Source organism: Agromyces sp. NPDC029043, assembly GCF_055564615.1.
The window spans coordinates 20980-34495 of the sequence record NZ_JBVHVX010000016.1 but is presented as its reverse complement, the minus strand read 5'-3'; the positions used below and the strand labels follow the sequence as shown (position 1 = coordinate 34495).

General features: G+C 71.1%; 12 protein-coding genes. 10 read left to right on the top strand and 2 right to left on the bottom strand.

The window, feature by feature from the left end; all coding sequences use genetic code 11:
* Positions 1-134 precede the first annotated feature (134 nt).
* The 9 genes from ACZ4TW_RS17420 (at position 135) to ACZ4TW_RS17380 (ending at position 9272) form a co-directional block, all read left to right on the top strand.
* Positions 135-1232 (top strand): BMP family lipoprotein, encoded by a 1098-nt coding sequence (locus ACZ4TW_RS17420; protein WP_465544671.1) that lies wholly within the window; start codon positions 135-137, stop codon positions 1230-1232.
* A gap of 166 nt (positions 1233-1398) precedes the next feature.
* A complete protein-coding gene (locus ACZ4TW_RS17415; protein WP_465544669.1) occupies positions 1399-2916 on the top strand; it encodes an ABC transporter ATP-binding protein in 1518 nt (505 codons plus the stop codon).
* Entirely contained in the window at positions 2913-4301 is a 1389-nt protein-coding gene (locus ACZ4TW_RS17410) for an ABC transporter permease (protein ID WP_465544667.1), read from the top strand. Before ACZ4TW_RS17415 ends, ACZ4TW_RS17410 begins: the two co-directional genes overlap by 4 nt.
* On the top strand, positions 4298-5581 hold the full coding sequence (locus tag ACZ4TW_RS17405; protein WP_465544665.1) for an ABC transporter permease: 1284 nt from the start codon (positions 4298-4300) through the stop codon (positions 5579-5581). The genes ACZ4TW_RS17410 and ACZ4TW_RS17405 overlap by 4 nt, the downstream gene beginning before the upstream one ends.
* A gap of 13 nt (positions 5582-5594) precedes the next feature.
* On the top strand, positions 5595-6014 hold the full coding sequence (locus ACZ4TW_RS17400) for a cytidine deaminase (protein WP_465544663.1): 420 nt from the start codon (positions 5595-5597) through the stop codon (positions 6012-6014).
* Complete coding sequence (locus ACZ4TW_RS17395) at positions 6011-7312, top strand: thymidine phosphorylase (RefSeq protein WP_465544661.1); 1302 nt, start codon at positions 6011-6013, stop codon at positions 7310-7312. The genes ACZ4TW_RS17400 and ACZ4TW_RS17395 overlap by 4 nt, the downstream gene beginning before the upstream one ends.
* A 52-nt stretch (positions 7313-7364) precedes the next feature.
* Positions 7365-8486, top strand: coding sequence for an adenosine deaminase (locus ACZ4TW_RS17390; RefSeq protein ID WP_465544659.1), 1122 nt, complete (start codon positions 7365-7367; stop codon positions 8484-8486).
* A 16-nt stretch (positions 8487-8502) separates the two neighbouring features.
* Positions 8503-8991: a PTS sugar transporter subunit IIA gene (locus ACZ4TW_RS17385; RefSeq protein WP_465544657.1), complete on the top strand. Its 489-nt coding sequence runs from the start codon at positions 8503-8505 to the stop codon at positions 8989-8991.
* Complete coding sequence (locus tag ACZ4TW_RS17380) at positions 8988-9272, top strand: PTS sugar transporter subunit IIB (protein WP_465544655.1); 285 nt, start codon at positions 8988-8990, stop codon at positions 9270-9272. Before ACZ4TW_RS17385 ends, ACZ4TW_RS17380 begins: the two co-directional genes overlap by 4 nt.
* A 40-nt stretch (positions 9273-9312) precedes the next feature.
* Here the strand turns inward: ACZ4TW_RS17380 and ACZ4TW_RS17375 are convergent, their stop codons facing one another.
* Positions 9313-11031: a phospho-sugar mutase gene (locus ACZ4TW_RS17375; protein WP_465544653.1), complete on the bottom strand. Its 1719-nt coding sequence runs from the start codon at positions 11029-11031 to the stop codon at positions 9313-9315.
* Positions 11032-11115: 84 nt separating this feature from the next.
* Complete coding sequence (locus ACZ4TW_RS17370; RefSeq protein WP_465544651.1) at positions 11116-11940, bottom strand: purine-nucleoside phosphorylase; 825 nt, start codon at positions 11938-11940, stop codon at positions 11116-11118.
* Positions 11941-12067: 127 nt separating this feature from the next.
* On the opposite strand from ACZ4TW_RS17370, the gene ACZ4TW_RS17365 reads away from it, so the two are divergent.
* Positions 12068-13498, top strand: a complete 1431-nt coding sequence (locus tag ACZ4TW_RS17365; RefSeq protein ID WP_465544649.1) for an NAD(P)H-quinone dehydrogenase — start codon at positions 12068-12070, stop codon at positions 13496-13498.
* Positions 13499-13516 lie beyond the last annotated feature (18 nt).

Genomic DNA, 13516 nt, shown 5'->3' with positions numbered 1-13516 from the left:
GTGAGCAGAATGTCGCGGCTTCATAACCATTGCCCGACGGGGGGCCAAGGTCCGGTGGCGACCGGCGCAACTTTGGGTAACGTGACCTCACGATCCCCGGGTCATGGTCGGGGTGCAGTCGTTTGGAGGACACTGTGACGTTCACGTTCAAGAAGGCCGCGGTCAGCGGCCTCGCGACGGTCGGCGTGGTCGCGCTGCTCGCGGGTTGCGCTTCGGCCCCCGAGGAGACCGAGGACGGCGGCGGCGAGGCGCTCGACTTCCTGCCCTGCATGGTCTCCGATGCGGGCGGCTTCGACGACAAGTCCTTCAACCAGCTCGGTTTCGAGGGCCTCACCGCGGCCTCCGACGAGCTCGGCGTCGAGCCGGTCACGGTGCAGTCCGACTCCGAGACCGACTACGCCCCGAACCTGACCAACCTCGTCGACCAGGGCTGCGACCTCATCGTCACCGTCGGCTTCGCGCTCGCCGCGGCTGCGGGCGAGTCGGCCGAGGCCAACCCCGACGTCGAGTACGTCTCGATCGACGACACGGTCGACCTCGACTTCGACGGCACGACCGACTTCGAGAACATCAAGCCGATCATCTTCGACACCGCCCAGGCGGCCTTCCTCGCCGGCTACGCGGCAGCGGCCTACTCGCAGACCGGCGTCGTCGGCACCTTCGGCGGCCAGAACTTCCCGACCGTCTCGATCTTCATGGACGGCTTCGCCCAGGGCGTCGAGTACCACAACCAGGAGAAGGGCACCGACGTCCAGGTCCTCGGCTGGGACCGCGCGGCACAGGATGGCGAGTTCACGGGCGGCTTCGAGGCGAACGACACCGCCCGCCAGAAGGCGCAGGCCCTCATCGACCAGAACGTCGACGTGCTGCTGCCGGTCGGCGGCCCGATCTACCAGTCGGCGGCTGCGGCCATCCGCGAGGCCGGCCGTGAGATCGCGATGATCGGCGTCGACGCCGACTTCACCGAGACCGACCCGTCGGTCGCCGACCTCATGCTCACGTCGATCCTCAAGGGCATCGACGTCGGCACCGAGGAGGCCGTGCTGGCCGCGGGCAACGGCGAGTTCGACAACACCCCGTTCGTCGGCACGCTCGAGAACGAGGGCGTGGGCATCGCCCCGTTCCACGACTTCGAGGACAAGGTCCCGGCTGAGCTCGCGGGCGAGCTGGAGGCGCTCCAGGCCGCGATCATCGCCGGCGACATCGAGGTCGAGTCCTACCTGGCCCAGTAAGGGCGGGACACCATGATCGGGGAGGTCGGCGACTGCCGGCCTCCCCGATCGGCGTTCGGGTGCGCACAGGCGCGCGTGCGTCAACATCTGAGCATGCTCCGCCCGGCCGCTTCACCATACGCGCAGCACCTCCAACGGATGCAGCCATCTCAGTAGGATCGGGAACATGAAGCTCGAACTTCGCGGCATCACGAAGCGATTCGGCAGCTTGGTCGCCAACGACCACATCGACCTCACCGTTGAGGCAGGAGAGATCCACTGCCTCCTCGGCGAGAACGGTGCAGGCAAGTCGACGCTCATGAACGTGCTCTACGGCCTGTACCAGGCAGACGAGGGCGAGGTGCTCCTCGATGGCGAGGTGCAGCACTTCGCCGGTCCCGGCGACGCGATGGCCGCAGGCATCGGCATGGTGCACCAGCACTTCATGCTCATCCCCGTGTTCACGGTCGCCGAGAACGTCATGCTCGGCCACGAGGCCACGAAGACGGGCGGCGTGCTCGACCTCGCGGCGGCGCGCGCCAAGGTGAAGGAGATCTCCGACCGCTTCGGCTTCCACGTCGACCCCGACGCGCTCGTCGACGACCTGCCCGTCGGCGTCCAGCAGCGGGTCGAGATCATCAAGGCGCTCTCCCGCGACGCCCGGGTCATCGTGTTCGACGAGCCGACCGCGGTGCTCACACCGCAGGAGACCGACGAGCTCATGGGCATCATGCGCCAGCTCAAGGAGTCCGGCACCTCGATCGTGTTCATCACGCACAAGCTTCGCGAGGTGCGCGAGGTCGCCGACCGCATCACGGTCATCCGCCTCGGCAAGGTGGTCGGCGAGGCGTCGCCGACCGCCACGAACGCCGAGCTGGCCTCGCTCATGGTCGGCCGCGCCGTGGAGCTCACCGTGCACAAGGAGGAGGCGACGCTCGGCGACCCCGCCCTCGTCGTCGAGGGCCTCACCGTGATCGACCACATCGGCCAGCTCGTCGTGAACGACGTGAGCTTCACCGTCCGCCGCGGCGAGATCCTCGCCGTTGCAGGCGTGCAGGGCAACGGACAGACCGAGCTCACCGAGGCGCTCCTCGGCCTGCAGCCGAGGGTGCGGGGCTCGATCCGACTCGACGGCCGCGACCTCACCTCGGCGAGCGTGCGGCAGCGACTCGACGCCGGGATCGGCTTCGTCCCCGAGGACCGCACCGAGGATGGGCTCGTCGGCGACTTCACCATCGCCGAGAACCTCATGCTCGACCGCAGCAGCGGCGCGCCCTTCGTGCGTGCCGGCAACATCCAGCGCGGCGTGCTCGAGCAGTTCGCCCGCGAGAAGGTGAAGGAGTTCGACGTCCGCACCCAGGGCATCGACTCCAAGGCACGCCAGCTGTCGGGGGGCAACCAGCAGAAGGTCGTCCTCGCCCGCGAGCTGAGCCGCGACCTGCGGCTGCTCGTCGCAGCGCAGCCCACTCGCGGCGTCGATGTCGGGTCGATCGAGTTCATCCACAAGGAGATCGTCGAGGCGCGCGACACGGGAGTCCCCGTGGTGGTGGTCTCGACCGAGCTCGACGAGGTCACCGCACTCGCCGATCGGATCATGGTCATGTATCGCGGGCGCATCGTCGGCATCGTGCCGGGCGACACGCCGCGCGACGTCCTCGGCCTCATGATGGCCGGAGAACACCCCGGAGAAGGAGCCGCGGCATGAGCGACCCCCAGAAGCCCGAGGCCACCGGCGCGACCGGCGGGTCCGGCGAGCTCGACGCCGACGTCGCGATCGAGGAACCCGGCGCCGCCTCGCCCGAGACGCAGGATGCCGCCGTCGACGCGCGCGCCACCGCCGGCGGGCCCGGCGACGCCCGCGGTGCGGCCGATGTGCCCCCGCCGTCGCGGTGGCACACGATGCTGCACCAGATCGCGACCGGCAACGCGATCATCTCGGTGTTCGCGGTGCTGCTCGCGCTGCTCGTCGGCGCCATCATGATCGCGTTCACCGACGAGCGCGTCCAGGAGACGAGCGCCTACTTCTTCGCTCGGCCGTCCGACATGTTGATCGCGGTCTGGGAATCGGTGGGCGGCGCCTACGCCGCGCTCTTCCAGGGCGCGGTCTACAACTTCCGGCGCGACGACTTCATCGCCGGGATCCGGCCCCTGACCGAGACGCTGACGTTCGCCACGCCGCTGATCGCGGGCGGCCTCGGCGTGGGGCTCGCCTTCCGCGTCGGCATGTTCAACATCGGCGGCCGCGGCCAGATGCTCATCGCCGCCTCCGTGGCCGGATGGATCGCGTTCGGGTTCGACCTGCCGTGGGGCATCCACATGCTCGTCGCCCTCATCGGCGGCATGATCGGCGGCGCGCTGTGGGCGGGCATCGCCGGCGTGCTGAAGGCGAGGACCGGCGCGCACGAGGTCATCGTGACGATCATGCTGAACTACATCGCGTTCTACCTCGTCTCCTGGTTGCTGCGGACGCCCGGCCTGCTCCAGGCGCCGGGGTCCAGCAACCCGAAGACGCCCGCGATGAAGGACACCGCGATCTTCCCCGCACTGCTCGGGCCGCAGTTCAACCTGCACTTCGGATTCATCCTGGTGATCATCGCCACCGTGGTGGTCTGGTGGATCCTCAACCGCTCGAGCCTCGGCTTCCGGTTCCGCGCCGTCGGCGAGAACCCGAACGCGGCGCGGGTCGCGGGCATCAACGTGCCGTCGATGTACGTCTACGCCATGCTCATCGCCGGTGCCCTCCTGGGGCTCGCGGGCGTCAGCCAAGTGCTCGGCACCGTGACCACCGGCTTCACCGCGGGCATCGACGCCGGCATCGGCTTCGACGCCATCACGGTCGCGCTCCTGGGCCGCTCGACGCCGTGGGGCATCTTCATCGCGGGCATCCTGTTCGGCGCGTTCAAGGCCGGCGGATTCTCGATGCAGGCCGCCGAGGGCGTGCCGATCGAGATCGTGCTCGTCGTCCAGTCGCTGATCGTGCTCTTCATCGCCGCGCCGCCGCTGGTCCGCACGATCTTCCGCCTGCCCGATCCGACGGCGGGCCCCAGGCGACCGCGACCCATCGTGACGAAGGAGGTGACGGCCAAGTGAGCGCAACCGTCCAGACCCCCGCGCCCGAGGTCCAGGCGCTCGACACCACGGTGGTCACCAGCTGGAAGGGCCCGATCGCGTTCGCGGTCTTCACCGTGATCGCGCTCGCGCTGGCGGTGTTCGCGCCCCGCGACGGCGACACGACGTTCCGCCTGTCGACGCAGGCCGACGTGATCCAGCTCCCGGAGATCACCGTTCCGGCCCTGCCCACGCTCTGGGTCGTCATCCTGCTGCTCGCCGCCGCGACGGCCTACTCCGCCTGGCTCGTGTCGCGCAAGCGTCGCGTGCCGCTCTGGCTCGTCGTCGTGTTCGCGATCCTCTTCATGATCGGCTTCCTGACCTGGGCTGCGGCCGGCGGCACCATCCCGATGATCGGCCTGCTGTTCGGTTCGCTGAGCCTGGCGGTGCCGCTCATCTACGGCGCGCTCGCGGGCGTGATCGGCGAGCGGGTCGGCGTCATCAACATCGCGATCGAGGGCCAGCTGCTCTCCGGCGCGTTCACCGCGGCCATCGTCGCCTCGGTGACCGGGCAGCCGCTCCTCGGCCTCGTTGCGGCGATGATCGCCGGCATGCTCGTGGGCATGGTGCTCGCGGCCTTCGCGATCAAGTACTTCGTCGACCAGGTCATCGTCGGTGTCGTGCTGAACGTCCTCGTCATCGGCCTCACGAGCTTCTTCTTCTCGCAGGTGCTCGCGCCCAACGCGGCCACGCTCAACACGCCGCCGCGATTCGACCGCCTGCCGATCCCGGTGCTCAGCGAGATCCCGATCATCGGGCCGGTCCTGTTCCGCCAGACGCTCGTCGTGTACATCATGTACGTCGTCATCGCGCTGGTGTACATCGGCCTGTTCCACACCAAGTGGGGCCTGCGACTCCGCGCGGTCGGCGAGCACCCCACCGCCGCCGACACGGTCGGCATCAAGGTCAACCGCACCCGGTTCTGGAACGTCGCGCTCGCCGGCGCGATCGCGGGCCTCGGCGGCACCTTCTTCACCATCGGCTCGGGCATCGCGTTCAACAAGGAGATGACCGCCGGTGCGGGCTTCATCGCGCTCGCCGCCGTGATCTTCGGCCAGTGGGACCCGATCAAGGCCACCCTCGCGGCGCTGCTGTTCGGCTTCGCGTCGAACCTCCAGAACACGCTGTCGGTGATCGGCTCGCCCGTCCCGAGCGAGTTCATGCTCATGCTGCCGTACGTCGTGACGATCCTCGCCGTCGCCGGGTTCGTCGGCAAGGTGCGCGGCCCAGCGGCCGCCGGCAAGCCGTACATCAAGTCCTGACCCGAGGAGCACCATGACCGCCCAGCACGAGATCGACTGGGACCACCTCCGCGAGCTCGCCCGCGAGGCGATGGCGAAGGCGTACGTCCCCTACTCGCAGTTCCCGGTCGGTGCGGCCGCCGTCGCTGACGACGGGCGCGTCGTCAGCGGATGCAACATCGAGAACGCGTCGTACGGCGTCACGCTGTGCGCCGAGTGCTCGCTCGTCTCCGCGCTCGTCATGTCGGGCGGCGGCAAGCTGACGGCGTTCACCTGCGTCGACGGGCACGGCAACGTGCTCATGCCGTGCGGGCGCTGCCGTCAGCTGCTCTACGAGCACTCGGCCGACGGCATGCTCCTCGAGACCGTGTCGGGGATCAAGACCATCGACGACGTGCTGCCCGACGCGTTCGGCCCGCGCCAGCTCGCCGAGTTCCGGGGGGAGTCCGCATGAGCGCCGTCGAGGCCTTCGACGCCGTCGATATCATCCACACCAAGCGCGACCGGGGCGAGCTGTCGACCGAGCAGATCGACTGGCTCGTCGACGCCTACACGCGCGGCTACGTCGCCGACGAGCAGATGTCGGCCATGACCATGGCGATCTTCCTCAACGGGATGACGCGGCGCGAGATCCGCGACCTGACCATGGCCATGATCGCCTCGGGCGAGCGGATGGACTTCTCGGGGTTGGGCAAAGCCACGAGCGACAAGCACTCGACCGGCGGCGTCGGCGACAAGATCACGCTGCCGCTCATGCCGCTCGTCGCCTCCTTCGGGGTCGCCGTGCCCCAACTCTCCGGGCGCGGGCTCGGCCACACGGGCGGCACGCTCGACAAGCTCGAATCGATCCCCGGCTGGCGTGCCGAGCTGACCAACGACGAGATGTTCGCCCAGCTTCGCGAGGTCGGCGGCGTGATCTGCGCCGCGGGCGCCGGCCTGGCGCCGGCCGACAAGAAGCTCTACGCCCTGCGCGACATCACGGGCACCGTCGAGGCCATCCCGCTCATCGCCTCCTCGATCATGTCGAAGAAGATCGCCGAGGGCACCGGCGCGCTGGTGCTCGACGTGAAGTTCGGCTCGGGCGCGTTCCTCAAGGACATCGAGCGCTCGCGGGAACTCGCACGCACGATGGTCGAGCTCGGCGAGGATGCCGGCGTCGCGACATCCGCCCTGCTCACGAACATGAACGTCCCGCTCGGTCTCACCATCGGCAACGCCAACGAGGTGCGCGAATCGGTCGAGGTCCTCGCGGGCGGCGGCCCCGCCGACATCCGCGAGCTGACCATCGCGCTGGCGCGCGAGATGCTCTCGCTCGCGGGCCGTCCCGATGCCGACGTCGAGGCCGCGCTCGACGACGGGCGCGCAATGGACACCTGGCGCGCCGCCATCCGCGCACAGGGCGGCGACCCCGATGCGCCCTTGCCCGTCGCCAAGGAGCAGCACGTCGTGTCGGCCGACCGCGACGGCGTGCTCGTTCGCCAGGAGGCGTTGCCCTTCGGCATCGCCGCGTGGCGGCTGGGCGCGGGCCGCGCGCGCAAGGAGGACCCGGTGCAGCACGCCGCCGGCATCGACCTGCACGCCAAGCCGGGCGACGCCGTGCGGAAGGGCGATCCGCTCTTCACGCTGCACGCCGATGAGCCGGCGCGGTTCGCGCGTGCGCTGGAGGCCGTCGACGGCGCCTGGACGATCGCCGACCCCGGCGCACCGGTCGAGGACGGCGGCCCGCTCATCGCCGATCGCATCGGCCGCTGACGCCGGGCGAAATCGCCGAGACGGGCGGGTCCCGCGCCGGTATCGTGGTGGGGTGGACACGCACGCGACCGAATACCGACTCGAGGGGGACGGCACCGACATCCGGTCGCTGCCCAAGATCTCGTTGCACGATCACCTCGACGGCGGCCTGCGGCCGCAGACCCTGATCGAACTCGCCGACGAGATCGGCCTCGAGCTGCCGGCGTCCGACGCCGAGTCGCTCGGCGCCTGGTTCTCCGAGCAGTCGAACTCGGGTTCGCTCGTGGAGTACCTCAAGACGTTCGACCTGACCACCTCCGTCATGCAGACGCGCGACGGCCTGGCCCGGGTCGCCCGCGAGTTCGTGCTCGACCTCGCCGACGACGGCGTGATCTACGGCGAGGTGCGCTGGGCGCCCGAGCAGCACCTCACGCGCGGCCTCTCGCTCGACGAGGTCGTCGAGGCGGTCCAGGCCGGCCTCGACGAGGGGGTCGACGACGTGCGGCGCCAGGGGCGTCGCATCCGAGTCGGCCAGCTCATCACCGCGATGCGGCACGCCGACCGCGGGCTCGAGATCGCCGAGCTCGCCGTGCGGCATCGCGATCGCGGCGTGGTCGGGTTCGACATCGCCGGCGCCGAGGCCGGGTTCCCGGCCAGCCGCCATCGCACCGCGTTCGACTTCCTCGCCACGCGTTTCATGCCCGTGACGGTGCACGCCGGCGAGGCCGACGGGCTCGACTCGATCCGCAGCGCCCTGTTCGATGGGCGCGCGCTGCGGCTCGGGCACGGCGTGCGCCTCGCCGAAGACCTCACGATCGAGCGTCAGGACGACGAGAACACCTACGTCTCGCTCGGGCCCGTCGCGCAGTGGGTGCGCGACCGCGAGATCGCCCTCGAGACGAGTCCGTCCTCGAACGTCCAGACCGGTGCGATCGCGGCGTGGGGCGACGAGCTGGTCGACCACCCGTTCGACCTCCTCTACCAGCTCGGATTCCGCGTCACGGTCAACACCGACAACCGCCTCCAGTCGTCCACGAGCCTCACGCGCGAGCTCTTGCTGCTCGCCGACGCGTTCGGCTACGACGTCGACGACCTCGAGGTCTTCCAGCTCAACGCCGCGGCCGCCGCGTTCGTCCCGCTCGACGACCGCGAAGACCTGGTCGAGCAGATCCAGGACGGCTTCGACGAAGCCTGATCGGCCCCGCCTCACGATGACGCTTCCTCCGCTCCCCGATACCGCCGTGGCCCTCCGGGCCGATGCGGCCGACTGGCGCGCCGCCGTCCGCGAGGCCGGCCGGGCGCTCGCGCGCTCCGGCGCCGCGCGCGAGGGCTACGCCGACCGCATGATCGAGGTGCTCGAGGAGTTCGGGGCGTACATCGTCATCGCACCCGGACTGGCGCTCGCGCACGCCCGGCCGGGCCCCGACGTGCTTCGCAGCGGTCTCGCGGTGGTCACGCTGGCCGAGCCGGTCGCATTCGGCCACCCGCACAACGACCCCGTGCGCGTGGTCGTCGGGCTCGCGGTCTCCAACGCCGAGGAGCACGTGGCGAGCGTCGCCGGCCTGGCCAACGTCTTCAACGAGCGCAGCGCGATCGATCGCCTCGCGAGCGCGAACTCGGTCGACGACGTGCGAGCCGTGTTCGACGGGGCGGGGCGTCCGGACGCGGGCGCGACCGATTCCGGGGGAGCCGGCGCATGAGGATCGTCGCGGTGTGCGGGCTCGGGGTGGGCACCTCGGCCATCCTGAAGGCCAACGCCGAGCGCGCGCTCGACCGGCTCGGACTCGAGGCCGACGTGAGCGCGAGCGACCTCGCCGGAGTGCGCGAGGCCGCCGCCGACGTCCAGGTCGTGCTCACCTCGACCGAACTCGCCGGCCAGGTGCGCACGGCGCTCGGCCGCACCTGGGCCGAGATCGTCGAGGTCGAGAACTACTTCGACGTCGACGAGATCGGCCGCAAGCTCGAGGCGTCCCTGGGTTGAGCCTCGTCGCGCCGGCGCGCCGGCGCGGCCCCGCCTCCGATCAGGCGACGAGCGCCCGCATGCCCGCATCGAGACGGGCGACGACCTCGGATGCCGCCGCGCGGCGCTCCTCGACCGACCCGTCGGTCGCCGCCGCATCGATGTACACCTTGAGCTTCGGCTCGGTGCCGCTCGGCCGGACCATGACGCGCGCACCGCCCTCGAGGACGATGCGGAGCACGTCGGACGGCGGCAGGCCGTCGACGCCCAGGGCGAGGTCGTCGATGCGCTCGACGGGGACCCCGCCGACCTCGGTCGGCGGCTCGGCGCGCAGGCGCGCCATCACCGCGGCGATCCGCGAGAGATCGGTCACGCGGATCGAGACCTGCGACGAGGCGAAGCAGCCGAACCGCTCGATGAACTCGTCGAGCAGGTCGGCGACCGTCCGGCCGTCGTCGGCGGCCCGCGCCGCGAGCGAGAGGAAGGCGAGCCCGGCCGAGATGCCGTCCTTGTCGCGCAGCGTGCGCGGGTTCACGAGGTAGCCGAGCGCCTCCTCGAAGCCGAACGCGAGCCCGGGCGCCCGGGAGATCCACTTGAAGCCCGTCAGCGTCGCCGCGAATCCGAGGCCGTAGGCGCGGGCGACGGCCTCGAGGCCGGGGGAGGAGACGATCGAGCACGCGAGGGTGCCGCGACCGGCCTCGTCGCCGGACCCGCGAGCCGCGCCATCCGCGCCGGCCACCTGCTCGGCGACCTGCCAGCCGAGCAGCAGCCCGACCTCGTTGCCCGACAGCCGCCGGTACCCCGACGCGTCGGACGGGTCGGGGATGGCGATCGCGAGCCGGTCGGCGTCGGGGTCGTTCGCGATGACCAGGTCGGCACCGGCCTCGCGCGCGGCCTCGAACGACAGGTCCATCGCACCGGGCTCCTCGGGGTTGGGGAACGCCACGGTCGGGAAGCGCCCGTCGGGCTCGATCTGCGCTGCGACCAGCGCGGGCACGTCGAAGCCGGCCGTCTCGAGCACGCGCCGCATGGTCTCCCAGCCGACCCCGTGCATGGCCGTGTAGACGACGCGCGGCTGCGCCGTCGGCGTGGGGGCGAGCGCGGCCGTCTCGGCGACGTAGGCGTCGACGACCGACTCCGCCGCGGTCTCGACGGCGCCGCGCGGCAGGTCGGGCACCGTGGTGGTCGCGGCGACGCGCCCGATGTGCGCGGCGATCTCGGCGTCGGCCGGGGCGACGATCTGCGATCCCCCGTGGTCGCCGCCGAGGTAGACCTTCATGCCGTTGTCGTTCGGCGGGTTGTGCGAGGCCGTGATCATCACACCCGCGCTCGTGTCGAGGTGGCGGACGGCGAATGCGAGCACCGGCGTCGGCAGCAGCCGGGGCAGCAGGATGGCGCGGACGCCGGCGCCGGCCATGACCTCGGCGACGTCGTGCGCGAACGCCTCGGAGTTGCGGCGGCCGTCGTACCCGACGACGACGCTCGGCGTCGTGCCGACCGCCGCGCGCTCGAGCAGGTACGCCGCGAGCCCCGCGGCGCCCTGCGACACGAGCACGCGGTTCATGCGGTTCGGGCCGGCCGCGATCTCACCGCGCAGGCCCGCGGTGCCGAACGCGAGGCGCGCGTCGAAGCGGTCGGCGAGGTCGGCCGTCGCCGCGGCGTCGCCCGAGCGCGCGCTCGCCACGATCGCGGACAGCTCCGCACGGGTCTCGGGGTCGGGGTCCTGCGCGATCCACGCCTCGGCGAGGGCGATCCGGTCGGCGTCGGTGGGCTGCGGCATCCGTTGCCTTCTCTCTCGATGCGGCGGCGCTGCGATGCGCCGCGAGTGCCGGTGGGTGCTGGTGCTGCGCTCGGCGGGGCCGGCCTAGATGGCCGCGACCACCTTCGCGAGCAGGTCGGAGATCTTCGCCTCGGCGTTGCGGCCGGCCTCCATGACCTCCTCGTGGCTGAGCGGCGTGGTCTGGATGCCGGCGGCGAGGTTCGTGATCAGCGACATGCCGAGGACCTCCATGCCGGCCTGGCGCGCGGCGATGGCCTCGAGCGCGGTCGACATGCCGACGATGTGCCCGCCGATGATCTTGGCCATCTGCACCTCGGCCGGCGTCTCGTAGTGCGGGCCGCGGAACTGCACGTACACGCCCTCGTCGAGCGACGGGTCGATGCCACGGGCGAGGTCGCGCAGGCGCGACGAGTACAGGTCGGTGAGGTCGACGAACGTGGCGCCCTCGAGCGGCGAGTCGCCGGTGAGGTTGATGTGGTCGCTGATGAGGACGGGGGAGCCTGCCCAGTGCTCCTTGATGCCGCCGGCGCCGTTGGTGAGGATCATGGTCGACGCGCCCGCGGCCGCCGCGGTGCGGACCGAGTGCACGACCCGGCGCACCCCGTGGCCCTCGTAGTAGTGCGTGCGCGCGCCGATGACGAGCGCTCGCTTGCCGTTCGGCAGCGCGACCGATCGCAGCGTGCCGACGTGGCCCTCGAGCGCGGGCTTGGAGAAGCCCGGCACCTCGGACGCGGGGATCGTGTGCGTCGTCTCGCCGATCAGCTCGGCGGCGCCGGCCCAGCCGGAGCCCAGGGTCAGGGCGAGGTCGTGACGCTCCACGCCGGTCAGTTCCGCGATGCGCGCGGCCGCGTCTCGGGCGATGGCGAACGGGTCGGCGGCGGGGTCGTCGAGCGGGTTCTGCTGCTGCATCCCCTCATGGTACGCAAGGGGCGGATGCCTCGGTGCGGCGCGCGCACGTCCGTGCTCGCGTGCGCGCGACATCCGCTCGCCCGCTCGCGTTCGCGCGGGCAGCCACCCGTGGGGAAGAATGGTCCGCATGGTCACCGAGTTCGAGCGCACGCAGAGGATCGCCGTTCTCGGAGGTGGACCGGGCGGCTACGAGGCCGCGCTCGCCGCCGCCCAGCTGGGCGCCGAGGTCACGCTCGTCGAGCGGGCCGGCGTCGGCGGCTCGGCCGTGCTCACCGACGTCGTGCCGTCGAAGTCGCTCATCGCGACCGCCGAGGCCTCGAACGCGGTGAAGGAGGCGGCCGACCTCGGCGTGCAGTTCTTCGCGAAGGGCGAGCACGACAAGGCGGTCAAGCCGCAGGTCGCCATCAACCTGCAGGCCGTCAACAAGCGCCTGCTCGGCCTCGCCGCCCAGCAGTCCGAGGACATGCGCTCGAACCTCATCGACGCGGGCGTGCACCTCGTGCAGGGCGAGGGCCGGCTCGACGGGCCGAACGCGATCATCGTCGCGACCGCGAAGGGCGGCACCGACTTCGACCGCATCGAGGCCGACACGCTCGTGATCTCGACCGGCGCCACGCCGCGCGTGCTGCCGACCGCCGTGCCCGACGGCGAGCGGATCCTCACGTGGACGCAGCTGTACCACCTCAAGCAGGTTCCCGAGCACCTCATCGTCGTCGGCTCCGGTGTCACCGGGGCCGAGTTCGCGTCGGCGTACCGCGCGCTCGGCGCGAAGGTCACGCTCATCTCGAGCCGCGACCAGGTGCTCCCGGGCGAAGATGCCGATGCGGCATCCGTCATCGAGAAGGTCTTCAAGCGCAACGGCATGAAGGTCATGAACAAGTCCCGCGCCGAGTCGGTCGTCGCCGACGCCGACGGCGTGACGGCGACGCTCACCGACGGGCGGGAGGTGCGCGGCTCGCACTGCCTCATGGCGGTCGGGTCGGTGCCGAACACGCGCGACCTCGGGCTCGAGGAGGCGGGCGTGCAGCTGGCCGATTCCGGGCACATCCGCGTGAACCGGGTCGCGCGCACGTCGATGCCGAACATCTACGCGGCGGGCGACTGCACGACCTTCCTGCCGCTCGCGTCGGTCGCGTCGATGCAGGGGCGTACCGCGGTGTTCCACGCCATGGGCGACATCGTGAACCCGCCCGAGAACCGCAACATCACGTCGAACATCTTCACGCAGCCCGAGATCGCCACCGTCGGCTGGACCGAGGGCGAGATCGACGAGGGCGTCGTGCCCGGCGTCGTGTACAAGCTGCCGCTGTCGTCGAACCCGCGCGCGAAGATGATGGGCATCCGCGACGGCTTCGTGAAGCTGTTCGCCTCGAGCGGGTCTGGCGCCATCATCGGCGGCGTCATCGTGGCGCCCAAGGCGTCCGAGCTGATCTTCCCGCTCGCGCTCGCGGTCGAGCACCGGCTCACGGTCGACCAGTTCGCCGAGGCGTTCCCGGTGTACCCGTCGCTCTCCGGCTCCCTGACCGACGCCGCCCGCGCCCTGCACATCGTCCGCTGACCCTCGCCCCCCTCTGCT

What these genes read in the sequence shown, in the direction of transcription:
- ACZ4TW_RS17410 (WP_465544667.1), top strand. Translation starts at nt 2,913, where the DNA reads ATGAGCGACCCCCAGAAGCCCGAGGCCACCGGCGCGACCGGCGGGTCC.
- ACZ4TW_RS17370 (WP_465544651.1), bottom strand. Translation starts at nt 11,940, where the DNA reads ATGCAGCAGCAGAACCCGCTCGACGACCCCGCCGCCGACCCGTTCGCC.
- ACZ4TW_RS17400 (WP_465544663.1), top strand. Translation starts at nt 5,595, where the DNA reads ATGACCGCCCAGCACGAGATCGACTGGGACCACCTCCGCGAGCTCGCC.
- ACZ4TW_RS17395 (WP_465544661.1), top strand. Translation starts at nt 6,011, where the DNA reads ATGAGCGCCGTCGAGGCCTTCGACGCCGTCGATATCATCCACACCAAG.
- ACZ4TW_RS17385 (WP_465544657.1), top strand. Translation starts at nt 8,503, where the DNA reads ATGACGCTTCCTCCGCTCCCCGATACCGCCGTGGCCCTCCGGGCCGAT.
- ACZ4TW_RS17365 (WP_465544649.1), top strand. Translation starts at nt 12,068, where the DNA reads ATGGTCACCGAGTTCGAGCGCACGCAGAGGATCGCCGTTCTCGGAGGT.
- ACZ4TW_RS17380 (WP_465544655.1), top strand. Translation starts at nt 8,988, where the DNA reads ATGAGGATCGTCGCGGTGTGCGGGCTCGGGGTGGGCACCTCGGCCATC.
- ACZ4TW_RS17375 (WP_465544653.1), bottom strand. Translation starts at nt 11,031, where the DNA reads ATGCCGCAGCCCACCGACGCCGACCGGATCGCCCTCGCCGAGGCGTGG.
- ACZ4TW_RS17415 (WP_465544669.1), top strand. Translation starts at nt 1,399, where the DNA reads ATGAAGCTCGAACTTCGCGGCATCACGAAGCGATTCGGCAGCTTGGTC.